The organism is Paraburkholderia sp. RAU2J (assembly GCF_003634845.1).
In the GTDB taxonomy this organism is placed as follows: Bacteria; Pseudomonadota; Gammaproteobacteria; order Burkholderiales; family Burkholderiaceae; genus Paraburkholderia; species Paraburkholderia fynbosensis.
The window spans coordinates 108,506-123,374 of sequence record NZ_RBXG01000002.1; the positions used below are offsets into that span (position 1 = coordinate 108,506).

Genomic DNA, 14,869 nt, shown 5'->3' on the forward strand with positions numbered 1-14,869 from the left:
CGTGAAGGGTCGCAGTTATATGCCGTAGTAGTGCGAGCCCACGAGACGACTCGAGGCTTACATTTGCATCGAGGATGGTCACGTTTTGACTATTCAGCAACCCATATTGTCGTTGTTCGCTTCCAGAGAAATCGTCATCTGTAAATGGCTCGAACGTTATCGAGAAAATCGAATGTGTGTATCGAAGCGGTTGTATGGACTCGCATTCATGGATACGGTCAAATTGGTGTGATGCATCTTCGCTTCGGTGCATCCGTTGGAGACCAAAAACTGTACCGCTAATCGCGTAGCTGTCCCGAAGATACAGCGCGTCAAGTCGATGGCGACTGCGGAAATTCGACCGAATAGGTCTAACCCATAGCCGTCAAAACAACCGATTCTAACCAGCGTGACAGATGGTCAGAGAATCGGCAGAGCGTCGCGCTCGGCGCGGCGACAGTATGAGAAATCGGAGACGAAATGAAAAGGAAAGTAGCGCTCTTGGTCGGCACACTGGTTTGTACAGTGTGTTCATCGGCGCATGCTCAGAGCAGCGTCACTCTGTATGGCTGGCTCGACCAGGGCATCCAGTATCAAACCAACTACAATGGCGGGAGAAGAGTCTGGTTCGACTCGGCTTCCGGTATTGTCGGTAGTCGATGGGGTCTTACCGGCAAAGAAGATTTGGGCGCAGGGTTGAGCGCAGTCTTCACCCTTGAGTCCGGCATTAATCTTCAAAATGGCTCGTCTGGCCAAGGCGGTCTCCTGTTCGGACGTCAGGCTTTCGTAGGGCTCAGCAGTGTTGACTACGGTGCCGTGACGTTTGGTCGCCAGTACGACATGATTTGGTACTTCCCCGAATTCCTCACGGCAAACGCTGTCGTAGGTGCTTCGGTGTCGGCCCACCCGGGCGACTTCGATAACGCGGGAAACTCGGTACGCCTTAACAATGCTGCACGGTACATGAGTCCCGACTTTAGGGGCTTCACTTTTGGGGCGGCATACAGCTTCGGTGGCGTCCCTGGAAACTTCACCTCGACTTCGGGGTACTCGGTCGGCGCCGGCTATACGCACGGACCCTTCAAGATTGCGGCTGCGTTCGACTATTTCAAAAATCCCACGTCAACGGCCGGGAGCGGGTTCTTTACAGCATACGGAAACGGTGCGAGTCCACTCGCGTTCTCGCTAAACAAAGCCTACTCAGTTGCTCAAGCTTACCAGTCGGCAGTCGTTGGCACGAACTATGTAATCGGTAACCTGACGTTAGCGGCATCGTATTCCAACGTGCAATACGCCAACCTTGGCGCTGCGTTCTCCAATGGGACGGCCATATTCAATAACTTCGACATTGGATTCAACTATCGATTCATGCCCGCTCTGTCGGCCGGCATTGCGTATGACTATCTCAATGCCCGAGCCGTGACGACTTCCAAAGGTAGTATGGTCGGCACTCAGCACTACAATCAGGTCGCATTCCTGGTGGACTACCTCCTTTCAAAGCGGACTGACCTATATGGCGGTGCTGGATGGCAACGGGCATCCGGGACATCTTCGCTCGGCACGCCAGCAGTTGCTAACATCGACAACCAAGGCGATTCCTCGAACAATCACACCATCCTCGTTCGCATCGGTATTCGGCACAAGTTCTAATGTCATACCTTGGACTGCACGAGAGTGCAATGTACCGCTGCTCATGCGGTCAGGCTGTAATAGCAGCTAGTAAGGCACATGGCTCCGATATCGCCCAAGAGAGCGTCACCTGCTGGCGCCGTCGAGGAAAAGCTTGGCGAGAAGTACCCGCGTCCAGCGATGCGCCGGGCCATGATGGTTCCGCGCATGCCAATGCTGCTTGACGTCAAATCTCGGCGCACCGACGGGTGGGCGGTTTGGAAAGCTGGATTGTGGAATCGACCCAATCGAAGAAGTTATCAACAGTTATCTACGGCGGTGCTGGTTGGCAACGAGCGCCTGGCACTTCCTCGCTCTGCTAGCGCGCCGTTGCGAACATCGATAACCAAGGTGATTCCTCCAGTAACAAGCAGATGCTGGTTCGGATTGGGATTCGGCATAAGTGGTAATTGAAAGTCGACAGACACACCGCTCGGACTTATATGAGCAGTGTGTCGGTCGGACAGATACTACGCGGCGATTCTGGCAACCACCTGACCTCAAGCGCGCCAATCTTCTCAGTCTTGGTCGATTCAACAAGAGCTTACTACGGCTGCGGAGGAGGCACCGATTGATGGGTTGGTTTCGCCTCGGTCCAGGAAGAGTTCCGCCAGGAGATTGCGCAACCAGCGATGCGCGGCATCGTGATGAGTTCTCTCATGCCAGTGCTGCTTTACATCGAAATTCGGCGCATCAAACGGAGCCGGGAAACGAACTACTGGGAGACTAGGGCTTAGTAGGTCTCCCAATTTTTCAGGAACGGTGGCGAGTAAGTCAGTCTGCGCGACGAGCCCTGCCAAGCCAAGGTAGTTCGGCAGCTCCAATACAATGCGTCGACCCAATTGCCTCTCTCGGAGTACCCTGTCTACAATGGAATGACCAGTGCCAGATGCCGTGACCGCGATATGCTCAGCATCAAGGTACGATTTCAGAGTCATCCCTGCGCCTCGCCGTCCACGATTCGATGACGCCAAGACAACATAACGCTGTGCGAAGAACTTCTGCTGATAGAACCCCGCCTCCAGTTGAGGCATGAATCCGACAGCAAGTTCCAGTTCTCCTTTCGCTAAAAGTTGGGGTGTTTCAGCTGAGATGTGGGAAATCTGAACCCGGGCATTGGGTGCTGTGGTTCGAAGCTTGTTCAGTAGCGTTGGAAGCATCACCATTTGACTGATGTCGGTCATCGCAATGCGAAATGTTCTGGCCTCACTCATGGGGTCGAATGTAGTCTGAAACGATGTAAGCTTTCGAAACGATGCGAGTACGTCCACCACGTGCTCGTACAGGTCAATCGCGAACGGAGTCGCCTCCATCCCTCGGGGCGTACGCACAAACAGCGGGTCCCGGAAATGCTCTCTCAATTTCGAAAGGTTGAAAGAAATGGTCGACTGAGACAGCCCGAGTTCTTCAGCCGCTTGTGTAACGCTGTTCCGCTTGTAAGTCTCCGCGAAGACAGACAGTAATCTCACATCGATTTCGCACATGATGCGACTCCCGTTGGAGTCCTACCGCAAGGTGGGACTCTGCGCATTACGCCAGCAGAATCGCTATTTGGTTACTTTGCGACTCTCCAGCTGGTCATTAGGAAACATCGCCAGCCGCATACCGGAAAGGGCAATTGCAAGCGGGCTTACACGCCCCCCCGACAGAGTCAAAATATCGTGGAGCACATCGTCGAGCTCGTTGCGGAGTGCTTGTGGGAGACGGTCCGCCCTCCCGGGTCGACTTGCGAACGCCTGCTCAACATTCATCAGCAGCTTTCTTAACTTCTCCGCATGAGAAGGTGGTAGCTTCCGACCAAGACGACGGAGGTCGATTGCATTGGCGCCGACCCGGAGTTCCCGAAGCAATGTCTCGTCCAACCGGTGCTCTAGCCCGTCTTCAATGCTTTTCAGTCTTGACGACAAAAGGTAAAAACGGTCGAGCATTCGTCGAATGAACTCTACACGGGCCTTCCTGGAGTACGACGTTCTGTCACCCGCACGGAGTGCTTGCATCAAGTCTCGGCGCGCGGCTTGAGCAATCCGGATAGCACTCCAGCGCGCGCTTCTCGCTCGCATGATGGCCATAACCAGCATTGTGAGAAAAATGCCAATCATCAATGCCAGTCCCGAATTCAAAGACGACGTGAAATCAGGAACATACCGGTTATTCAATCCAACGAGGGTGGATACATTTGTCGAGATGACCATGCCTACGAAGTTGGTTTGAGGCCTCGCAATGAGAAGACCCAGCACCAGGAACGCGGGCGCCATGAAAAGTGCAGCCATTTCGAAAGTCGTCGCCGCCGGAAGTATAACTGCGGAATAGATGAGGCTAATGACGATTGCGACGAAAGCGAACTTGCCAAACTTCTTCATGGATGGTAGCGGACTATCCTGCGTCGCAAAAAACGAACATGCAACGGCCGCAATCATCGGGACAGAGGCCCCGTCGGTCCAACCAGTGAAAATCCAAATACTGCATCCGGCCAGGATTGATATCATGGCAGTCGCGCAGGATAGAGCGACCAGCTTTCGGTCAATGTGTCGCTTGAATCGGAAGCTCCGTTGCTTCCTTGGGAAGTTGCGCAAAAGCCCTGGCGCATCAACGCGCTGTTTATACTGAGCACATGCGCGCATGACCTCAAGCAACTCTCGAAACCGCTCTAACAAGCCTAGCCACAACAAGTGATTTTGTTCGCCACCCCCGACATAAACACTGCGAAGCTGCAAGCTTTCTCGATAGAGGTCCTCGAGCGAAGGCGCTGCGTCTTGTTCGTCCAAGTTCGCGTTGAGTAGAGCGATGAACTGCGTAAGCTGCGAAGGCAATTCGGCGTTCTGAGCACGAAAGGATGCGAGACGGTCTTCAATCGAGGAAAGAATCGGCAGAAGTTTTTCCAGATTCCACTGAAGCGAACGGAGCGAAGTCAGCTCGGTACGCAACTCCGAGCTCTCGAACGCAAGATGCAAAAGGAGCGTTTCTAGGTCAATCGGGTGCTTTGACATCGACGTCGCATTCGACGGAGATTGCGAGTTTTCCCGAACGGACTGATGAAGCACAGTCGCTGCCCACCGCTTACTGTCATGCATCCAAGCATCGACGCGCGCTCGAATTGCGTCGACAACGTTCTTTGGGGCAACAAGGCTATGAACAAGCGCGCTGCAAACTACTGCAAGCGCAATTTCCTCAACACGTGCCACCGCCGTGTTGAAAATATTTTCAGGGCTGTCGACTCCGGGAAATGCGATGAACGCGACGCTGTATCCAGCAAGCATGAAGACGTAGCTCCGGGGCGACCGGTCCTGGAGGGATATGTACAGGCAGCCGGCCACCCAGAGCGCTAGCGCCACGCAAAGGAGTTCGGGCGCTTGGACCAAGGCTGGCACCAAGACGACTGATGCGACTGCACCAAGAATAGTGCCCACCAAGCGGTACAGTGACTTCGACGCGGTCGCGGCCGCAAACGGCTGAGATACGACATACACAGTCGTGACCGCCCACCCGGGCCGGTCCAGTCCCGATGCGAGCGCGACGTACAAGGCAAGCAAAGCGGCGCCGTACGTTTTAACCGAAAAAAGCCATGCCTCGCGGTCCCCTATGTTTGCCATCTGCACAAGTTCCGTTATCCCGCTCGCTAGTCTTGCTACTCGAGTATTGAGCGTCTGAATGCCACCATTATTGATACGCCTCGCCTGTTCTGGATTTACTGCTGCGAGCCGTTTCCGAGTAGTCGGGCCGCAGTGCTGCACCCGGCCAACAGCAGAGGCATGGCCCGATGGTCCGCCGACCAAAGAGCTATGTGATGGAGTTAGTGCGGCGTCAAAACAGCGCCGCCGCACACCGAAATGACCTGACCCGTCACGTATCTCGAAAGGTCTGTCACGAGAAATTCGAGAACATTCGTGCAGTCTTCGGCGACACCGAATCTCCGCAGAGGAATCTTTTCCATTTCTTCTGCCGTTCCCACACTCCGTTCGGCCGCCTTTGCAGCGACTCGGGAGGTCATCATCACGCCCGGCGAGATGCAGTTGGCCCGAATTCCAAAGGGACCCAGTTCCGCGGCGAGATACCGCGTGAATGTCGTGACAGCAGCCTTGCTAGCGCCATACGCAGAGAGTTTTCCACCTTTGTAAGTGGTAATCGCGCTTTGCGCAGACGTGTTCACGATGATTCCCGACTCTTGCTTCTTCATAACGGGCGCAACGGCCTGGCAGCAAAAAACCGCATTCATATAGTTGAGGTCCATCAGAAAACGCGTGTCCTCCTCAGGGGATTCGCTAGCCGCGCTCCGGTCCGCAGGCGTCAACGCGCCTCCCGCGTTATTGACGAGAATGTCAATTCGGCCGTACTCAACAAGCACCTTTTCAACCATCGCCTGCACCTGCTGCCGGTCGGTCAAATCGGCCTCGACACCGATACTATTCCTCCCGAGCGCTTGGACTTCACAGCTCACCGTCGCGGCGCTCAACTTCTCGCCGAATTCCGCTGCAGCGGCAAGGTTGATATCAACTACCACTACATCAGCACCAAGCTCGGCGAGCCGCAACGCATATGACCGACCCAAGCCTCTTGCACCACCCGTCACTACGGCTACTTGTCCCGTTAGTTTCATCGTTGTCTCCTCGAGAAGGATGGCTTCCAAAAGTACGCCGCTCCTGCCTCTCCAATTGCAAAAATCTTAACTACGTTGTAAACAGGGCCAGTGCTCCTCCGATGTCCCATTCCGACTGCCAGGATATTGTTGAGCCACTCACACTTTCCACGCGGCCACTTCGAACGTTGGTGCAATTCGGAAGTAGTAAGTCGCAGGGTCTACTTCACGGCCCTCATCCATAAGGTGCTTTACCTCGCTCGACATGTGTCGAATACTTTGGTAAGACATAGATATATGGACACCGTCGTCCGTTCTCAGAATTAGCCGTGGTTCGAGCGTCGTAACTGCCATCGCCACGCGAGGCGAGCATGTCGGTCGAGCCATCAAGGACTTCTGCCGAGATACACGCACCGTTGACAGACCCGGACGCGACGACGCCTATGCGGCGGTTCGGTCCGAGCGTCTCACCGACTACGATGATGCGCTTTATGCGAGTTGCAGGACAAAACAAGGGTTGAGCTTGCAACGTCTGTAACGCGAGAGGGAGTTCCTGAGCTGGCGAATGACTGGGCATAGGTAACCTTGGTACAGGCTTTGGAGGTCGGTTTGAGGCGCGGCCACTGAAGTCTCTTCAGGTGGCCAGCTGCCGAATTGGCCCGGAAACTATGCCGTTGCGGTCTTGCTTCCGTCCGTTTCGTACTTATAGGGCCCCAGACAGAGAACGAGAATGCCAGCGGTGACTACGGAGACAGCAATTCCAACAATGGCCAGCTTGTACGACCCGGTCAGCGTGTAAGAGGAGCTGAGTGCGAATATCCCGAATGCGCCACCTTGTGCAAACAGAAACATCGCAACGCCCAGAACTCGCGCATACAGTTGCTTCGGTATATAACGACTAATGATGTACGCCACAATGTCGCCTTCGGCGCCCAAGCCAAACCCAATACAAACAGCACCAACGTAAAGCGTGTCCAATGAGTTGGTCGTGTAGAGAAGGACGACCCCTGCTGTACAGACTGCAAAAATTATGGCTGTCAGCAGCGGCGCGAACATACGGTCGAGAAGTGCGCCGACCACAAACCGGGACGCAATCGAGCTAAGACTGACGGCTGACAAGACAGCAATAGCAGTCGTCGCTGGAAATCCTCTATCAATCGTCATGGACACCATCTGCGACATCATTCCGTAGGTCGATGCCGACACGAAGAAAACTGCGAAGCAGATGAGCCAAAACACACGATGACTGAGCACTTCACGCATCGGCATACCTGCAGAACGGCCCTTGCTCTTCGCCGCGAGTCGCTCCCGTTCCCAGGCCTTCGGCATCCGCACTACAAAGATGTAAGCGAGAGCGTGCAGAAGACCGCCCACTGCTCCCATGGCCACAAATACCGCACGCCAGCCGTACTCCTTCAGGATTAAGGAAACGATGAAGGGAGTAGCCGTCCCGCAGAGACCGAGTCCGACGTTCAACGCGCCGAGGGCGAGTCCGCGGTTTCGCTCAAACCACGCGGTGACAACGATTGAGTAGACTGTCGGCGTCACTGCCCCAGCACCAAGCCCGATAAACGCACAGATGACGTAAAGCATCATCAAGCTGGGCGGTAGGAGCGACAACGCCATGATGCCAACGCCAAACAAAATCGCCATGGGCGTCGCAATGCGAATGCCGTAACGGTCGACGAGGAAACCCAGCGCCAGCAAGCCAATTCCGTCACAAATCGTGAAGATAGAAAGACCGGACGAAATCTGGAGGCGATTCCATCCGAAGGTCGATACAAGTGACGGTGAGAGCACGTTAAAGAGAACATTCATCATGTTGACGCCGAAAATCAGCGCGATGAAGCCTGTCAGAACATATAGCCAAGGGCCGAGTTTCCCCGTCTGTCCGAGCGCGACAGCAGCGCTTGAAGTAGTTTCCATGAACAGTCTCCTCCGGAATCCATTTTTCTAAGGTTTTGCCTGGCAGAATCCCCAACGAACGCCGAGGCTCTTCGCTGCGTCTGTGAACAGGCCGTCCTTTCCCTGCGCAAATGGCACACTTTGCGACTCAAGATGTTGTTCAGCGACAGCCAAATCCTTCACCTCAAACGTGATACCGACGTACCGGTCACTTTGCGTTTCGACACCGTTAGCATCAACGATGCGACCGTTACGCGGGGTCGCGAAGCGAAGGTTTGACTTCGCATACGCGATGGTCACGTAGTCCGAGTCGATGGCCTCGTCGTAGCCTTCCGCGATGACTGTCCCACCAAGCACTTCCACGTAGAGACGCTGAGCGCGAGCACGGTCATGAGTGTGGACGTCGTGATAGGCCGACTTGACGATGCCGAGTGGGTCGCTTCTTTCTATGCGACCGTCCTCCCAAGTAGCGCTGAGACGCGGGTCTCCCTTCTCCGAGTAGTAGTCCCAGTGCCTGCGACCCATCTCGAAGAACTCGTAGGTAAGCCCAGTATCCTCAGGAATTGACCAAATCATTGGACAATCTGCCACCAGATTGGACGGAGGTACGTCGCCGTCTTTGATAACGGCACCTTCCTGATTTCGTGTCCGGAAACCGTTCTTTTCAAGTTGAATCGATACCGCCTTGATGTCGTCGGTGTACCAGGCGATGTCAACCAACTGCCTCACTTCCGGGTAAACGGCCTTTTTGCCGTCTGGCAGTTTGAGCAGCGACGGGCATAGTGCATCGAGACAAACGTCCGCGATAACGTAGAAGTAGGAGTAATTCAGCGGATATGTCGGATTGAGCCACTCGACGTGCCACTTTTCCTCCCAGCGAACGGCCGGCCGATTGAATACTCGAGCAAACCAGTTCGACGTCTCGTCGAGGCTATCGACGAGCAGAGTCGGGTGAAACATCATCGGCATCGGATTGAACATACCTGTCTTCCTGTTGTTAGAGCGCAGAAGGCTCGTCATCGATTAGCATTAGCCAGCGGTCGGCTGCTTGATGTTCGGATTTGTGATGCGTTTGATTGCAGTCAAGGCCGCGAGGTCTGACTTTCCTGCTGCATGCATCGCCGCGCGGTAGGCGAAAGTAAGCGCGGGGCCGAGTGTCGTACCAGGCCCGGGGTACGTTCCGAGCATGACGGAAGCCATGTCATTCCCGCATGCATATAGGCCGCTTATAGCAATCCCGTTCTCATCGAGAACTTGGGCGTCACCATTGGTACGAAGACCAGCACTCGTAGCGATGTCACCCGGCCACACCGCAAGGGCCACGAATGGGCCCTTTTTGATTGCAGCTAGGCAGGGGTTCGGCTTTACCTCAGGGTCGCCATTGAACCGATTTAGTTCGGTGTTTCCCTTCCCGAAGTCGACATCGCTCCCTTGCTCGGCAAACGCGTTAAATCGGTCAACAGTCTTCGAAAGGGCAGATGGATTCATGTGGAGTTTGGCTGCGAGCTCACTAATGGTGTTCGCCATCTGGATATACCCGGAGCGCTCAAAAGGCTTGAGGTCCTGAGTTCCGGGGTAAATCACGCCCAATCCGTATTTCGCGACGAAACTCGCCTCACATAGTAGGTGTGCGGGTGTTCCTTGCGCAGGCCCTTTGTCTGAAAGCATCGCCTCGACAAAGTCGTGATACGAGCAGCCTTCGTTCACAAACCGTTCGGCTCTTTCGTTCACAGCAATCAAACCCGGCTTGGCACGGTCAAGCAGAAGATGGGGAAAGAGGCCAGATGTGCCGTCGGCACGCTTGACCACCGACATCGGCGTCCAGAACCCGCCACGTCCGTGCTCCTTCACATCGACGGCCGCGCCAGACCGGCGCGCAAGTTCAATTCCATCGCCGGTATTGCCCGGACCGGCGAGCGAATAATCCGCAGCGTTGGTCGGCATAAACTCGTCCCGCAGCGCGCGGCTGTGTCCAAACCCACCGGTCGCAATCACGACCCCCCTTCGGGCTCGAATCCTCTGACTCGCTTTTCCTGTCTGCACGACAGCGCCAAGGACTACGTTCCCATCTTTCACCAATTGCGAAACATGCGAATTGAGCAAAACGGGGACGTTCCGCTTACGAAGGCTATAAAAAAGGCGAGCGACAAGAGCATTGCCCATTACAAGTCGCGTTCCGCGACTAAATCGGAGCCGGTCCAGAAGATACCGCGATACCAGTTGGCCTGAATAGACGAAACTTTTGAAGGACTGAAAGCGCCCAATCAGCGGCGGCAAGTCAGCTTTTCCAACCATCATCCCGCCAAGAACCAGAAACTCGGGGATGGGCGGCCTCACCTTTTCAAAGTCCTTTCCCAGCAACCGGCCATCAAACATCTCCGGCACGAGCGCTCGGCCGCATACCGCAGCTCCTGGAAGGTCACGATAATCGGGATGCTTCCCACAGGGGACGAACCGAACATCGGAACGTTCGCGCAGATAGTCGAGCATCTGAGGACCAGTTGCGAGATACGCGTCTCTTATCGGATTGCTTTCGTCGCGCCCGGCCAGGAGCCGCATATATTTCTCAGCATCTTTCGTGTCGTCTTTGTGCCCCGCGTCGCGACTTTGTTTGTTTCCCGGAATCCAGATAGAGCCTGCGGAGGTTGATGCCGTCCCGCCCAGCATGTCGGTCTTTTCAACGACCATGGATTCAAGGCCTTCGATAGAGGAAACGAGGGCGGCTGCTAATCCGCCCGCCCCTCCGCCCAAAACCAAGACATCCACTTCCTTGTCCCACTGGTTGTCGACCGGCACGGTGGTTTCTCCAATTCCAAACAAAACGTGACATCCTGCGACTGATACAGGCGGCTTCGAAATCTGTGCTTTCTATGGTCAGGACGGAAGCCAGGCGCCCTTCATACAATTCAGCGCCGCCCAGCTTTTTGCGTTAGGCATCTGAAAAAGCCCTGTTCTCGTATTCCATGAAAGAGAAGACGGGGGAAATTTAGTTGTACTACGTTACATTTCTAGAATGGCATCATTGCGCGGTTGCATCAGGGATAACCGCCTTTGCTTGCAGCCATACCCGGCAATCAGATTGTCTCAATCCTAGCTAGCCCATGAAGGCGCCACCGTTGACATCAACCGTGGCGCCCGTTATAAATGCAGCGCCATCCGATGCAAGGAAGCTAACCGTTGAGCCGACTTCTGCTGGCGTCCCAATGCGCCCAACAGGAATCCCCTTCATAGAATCGGCGATTATTTCTGCGGATTGGCGGGAAGAGATGGCCGACTCAATGCGACCCGGAGCAATGCAGTTCGCGGTAATCCCATAGGTCCCGCACTCACCCGCCAGCATCCGCGTCATGCCAATCAGACCCGCCTTGGCCGCGGAATAGTGAACGTTGCTCGCTGCGACATAGGTGCGCCCTGCTCGCGACGTCACGTTCACAATGCGCCCCCATCTGCGCTGCTTCATTCCAGGGATAAATCCTCTGCAAAGCAGAAACGGCGCACGCAAGTTCACGCGCATCATGAGCTCCCAGCTCTCATCAGCGACTTCTTCAATGAAGAACTTTGAGCCATCGGGCTTATCCAGGTTAATGCCTGCGTTGTTCACCAACACATCGCATCCACCGAACTCTCCCTCAACCGAGTTAACTAAATCAGTGACCTGTTGCTCGTCTGCAAGGTCGGCGACCAGCCCCTTTACCTTCGCCCCGTCGCGCCCCAACTCGGCTGCAACGTCTATGACGCTCGAGTCACGGTCCAGCATCACGATAGTGAAGCCATCGCTGTGAAGCTGGGTTGCGATTCCGTAGCCCAGCGAGCGCGCCGCGCCAGTGACAACGGCGATTCGGTCTTCAGGTCTTTTGTCCACGTTGCGATATCCATAGGAAAAGAACATTGCTGTGGCCGGACGTAGGAGCGTCTATGCTTTGCCCACAACCAGTCACGTGACCAATACTAACAAGTCATCTGACTGGTTTGCAACGAAAATCCGGTAGGTGAAAACTCGTATGTCCTCGTTAGCCCCTCCTAATTCATTGTTTTTACGTAAAAAAACAGGGTCCCTGTCCACCTAGTATAATTGTTCGCGTGACTGGTTTTTTTTGAGAATTACGCTAGATGACTACTCTTACACCTTCTGTTCGCAGTCAACCACGAACTCGGACCGAGGCGGTGAAGCGCCGAGGCAATCGAACGACCCGAATTCCCGAAATTCTGGATGTGGCGATACGTGTCTTTGCCAAGAGCGGCGACAACGGGTTCACCCAACGGCGCATTGCCTCAGAGGCTGGTATCCAGTTGGGCACACTCCAGCACTATTTCGACAGCCGCGACACGCTGTTGAAGGCGACCATAGAGGAAAGCTCGCGACGGTACCTGGCGTTTTCCCATGCACTCGTCTCCGACTCGAGTTTGACACCGACAGGCCGTCTGGAAGCGCTGGTCGACCATACTTTTGAGACGTTCACTGACCCTGAGACCCTGGTCAGTCCATTCGCTCTTGAGTGCTGGTCGCTAGCCGAACAGCACGAATGGATGCGACAAATCATGGAGAAGGTAAGCGAGAGTTATCACTCTCTCTTCAGCGACCTCGTCGGACAAATCAATCCAAAGCTGACCGTGGAGGAAAGTTGGGTTCGTGCGGCGCTCATATACTCACACTGGCAGGGACTGCTCGTGTTCCTTCGACGCTCGAAGTTTGGTCAAGCCCACCCAATGACCTTGAAGGCGCCTATCAAATCGCAATGGGTGGAACTTGCACAGGATATGGCGTAGGCGGTCGCACCTAGGTGCTTGAGTACGATGGCTATGAGACCGTCCATCCTCCAACAGTCGGCGTAGCCGACTCTCGTAAGCTTTGAATGGCCATTTGGACTGCCGGACGCGCCACACCCGGAGCATGCCAGTACATCGATACCGCGCCGTAGCCTTCAAGGTTCATAGGAAGAATCCGGATGGCTAGCGGCATTTTTTCCAGCAAACGCGCATAGCTAACGGCCGGCGCGGGTCGATTTCAACGATAGCGGTGTACAGCGACGTGACACCGGCGGGCTCGGTTTCGTGTGTGCCTTCGTAGCCTTTTACTGTGGTACGCGACCACTCGCTCGCCCATGCTGCAGCCGCTTGTCGCAGCCGTTTGAAATCATCGTGAGCATCGAGCAGGTCGACAGGACTTCGGTCACTCAAGCTTCCTCGCTTCGACGACAGGAAATTTAGGCGCGACCCGGCGGAGCGGGACCAAGGATGCGGCAGATTGCCTGCAGTCGGGTGCGTTCAAGTGCTGGGGCTGCGAGCAGTGCGGGGTAATGCTCCACGTTGTCGACCGCCATCGTAAAGATGCCGCCGTCTGCGAGCAGTGCGCTAAGGCGCCGCTGAGTTAGGCCGAGGCGTTGTCGGAAGTCGGTTTCTGAAAGCAGTTCACCGTTGGCAACCATGTCGCGACGCGCCTATGGCCTGCTGCCATAGGTGCTCGGGCAAAATGTCGCCGCCGACGTCCTCTCCCGCTTCGAGGTAAGCGTCGCGGACAGTGTTCTCATGCGAGCAACGACATCGTCGCGCAGCAACCGATATTTGACACGGGACATCAGCACATGATGAACTCGGATACGGGGTTGTTTGCTTGAAATTGCCATGCTCGTGGTCCATTGAATACGCCACCATATATATCGGCAACAACCTCGTTTGACTTAAGAAAATGCGCTTGGCATTTCCGGCATACGGAAAGCGTGCCGTATCCACCGCATCAAGCTACGCCTTTAGACGGTCGGGGTTCGAGGAGCGGTCGCGCGGCACCCTTGTAGTGCGTCGATGTCACTGACAGTCACGTTGTCCGACAATTCTCGCCAGAAGCTGCTGAACCGTTCCGTCGTTCCGAAAACCCGCAGATTCTGCCTCCGGAGTGCCGAGCGCCGGGTAGGAGCCAAAGAGCGCCTCGACTCGCGGATTTGGTTCGAACGTCACCAAATCGGACCAGTCGGCATTGAAATGCGTCGAAAGCGCGTCCAGAACCTGCTTGATAGACAGCTGCAGAACGGGCATCTGATACGTGGAGGCACGCAGGGTGGAAGTGTCTGCTGTGCCGGCGTGAATCAGGTTGTCTACGCACCGCTCTCGCGAAATCCACCAGCCAGTTGCCTCTCTGGATACCGGAATGGTGATACGCCGACCGTCGCGGAGTGCCCAGAATACGTCGCTCATAAAGGCGGACACGAGTCCAGATGGGCCCGGCGGACGAGCGACGACGCCAGGCAAGCGCAACGAGCATCCGGTTAGCGTTCCCCTGCGAATAGCGTCAGCAAGTGCGATTTCGGTGATGAGTTTGTGCGTTCCGTAGGATGTCGCGGGTTGTGCCGAGACATCTTCGTTCATCGGCGACGGAAGTGTCTCGCCGTAAAACGCGATGCTGCTTGCATACACAAACCTCGGGGGATTAGCTTGCGCGGCGCTCTTGTCGATGAGTTTCAGCGTCCCGTAAAGGTTGACGCTGCTCCCCAATGCGGGGTCTCGCTCCGCCGTGCCGCCCGGGACGCTGGCGAGGTGATATACCGTATCCACGGAATCTTTGAACGATTCACGTAGAACGGCCTCGTCCGAAAGCGACCCGTTGATAACTCGAACGTTCGGATGAGAGGTCGCCTCGACTGACATGTCGAGCAGAGTAATGCGCGCATGAGCTAGCGTCGCATCGGACAACAATTTTTCGGACAGTGCGCTGCCTACAAAGCCGCCGGCTCCAGTTATAAGAATGTGCAT

Annotated in this window: 10 protein-coding genes; 2 read left to right on the top strand and 8 right to left on the bottom strand. The window is 55.4% G+C overall.

Translation table 11 applies throughout. The annotated features are described in order from the left end of the window. Window positions 1-459: 459 nt before the first annotated feature. Complete coding sequence (locus tag B0G69_RS17970; protein WP_121319714.1) at window positions 460-1,629, top strand: porin; 1,170 nt, start codon at window positions 460-462, stop codon at window positions 1,627-1,629. A 551-nt stretch (window positions 1,630-2,180) separates the two neighbouring features. Here the strand turns inward: B0G69_RS17970 and B0G69_RS17975 are convergent. From B0G69_RS17975 to B0G69_RS18010, 7 genes are all read right to left on the bottom strand, one after another. Then, window positions 2,181-3,131 (bottom strand): LysR family transcriptional regulator, encoded by a 951-nt coding sequence (locus B0G69_RS17975; protein WP_121319716.1) that lies wholly within the window; start codon window positions 3,129-3,131, stop codon window positions 2,181-2,183. Between the two features lie 63 nt (window positions 3,132-3,194). Further along, complete coding sequence (locus B0G69_RS17980; RefSeq protein ID WP_121319718.1) at window positions 3,195-5,237, bottom strand: FUSC family protein; 2,043 nt, start codon at window positions 5,235-5,237, stop codon at window positions 3,195-3,197. Between the two features lie 200 nt (window positions 5,238-5,437). Continuing rightward, complete coding sequence (locus B0G69_RS17985) at window positions 5,438-6,271, bottom strand: SDR family oxidoreductase (RefSeq protein WP_121319720.1); 834 nt, start codon at window positions 6,269-6,271, stop codon at window positions 5,438-5,440. 615 nt (window positions 6,272-6,886) lie between these two features. Further along, complete coding sequence (locus B0G69_RS17995; protein ID WP_121319724.1) at window positions 6,887-8,146, bottom strand: MFS transporter; 1,260 nt, start codon at window positions 8,144-8,146, stop codon at window positions 6,887-6,889. Between the two features lie 27 nt (window positions 8,147-8,173). Further along, complete coding sequence (locus tag B0G69_RS18000) at window positions 8,174-9,106, bottom strand: hypothetical protein (RefSeq protein ID WP_121319726.1); 933 nt, start codon at window positions 9,104-9,106, stop codon at window positions 8,174-8,176. 48 nt (window positions 9,107-9,154) lie between these two features. Then, window positions 9,155-10,921 (bottom strand): FAD-binding protein, encoded by a 1,767-nt coding sequence (locus B0G69_RS18005; RefSeq protein ID WP_121319729.1) that lies wholly within the window; start codon window positions 10,919-10,921, stop codon window positions 9,155-9,157. 298 nt (window positions 10,922-11,219) lie between these two features. Continuing rightward, window positions 11,220-12,014: an SDR family NAD(P)-dependent oxidoreductase gene (locus B0G69_RS18010; protein ID WP_121319731.1), complete on the bottom strand. Its 795-nt coding sequence runs from the start codon at window positions 12,012-12,014 to the stop codon at window positions 11,220-11,222. A gap of 221 nt (window positions 12,015-12,235) precedes the next feature. On the opposite strand from B0G69_RS18010, the gene B0G69_RS18015 reads away from it, so the two are divergent. After that, window positions 12,236-12,892, top strand: coding sequence for a TetR/AcrR family transcriptional regulator (locus B0G69_RS18015; RefSeq protein ID WP_121319733.1), 657 nt, complete (start codon window positions 12,236-12,238; stop codon window positions 12,890-12,892). 1,035 nt (window positions 12,893-13,927) lie between these two features. On the opposite strand, the gene B0G69_RS18025 is transcribed toward B0G69_RS18015, so the two are convergent. Further along, window positions 13,928-14,869 (bottom strand): NAD-dependent epimerase/dehydratase family protein, encoded by a 942-nt coding sequence (locus B0G69_RS18025; RefSeq protein ID WP_121319737.1) that lies wholly within the window; start codon window positions 14,867-14,869, stop codon window positions 13,928-13,930.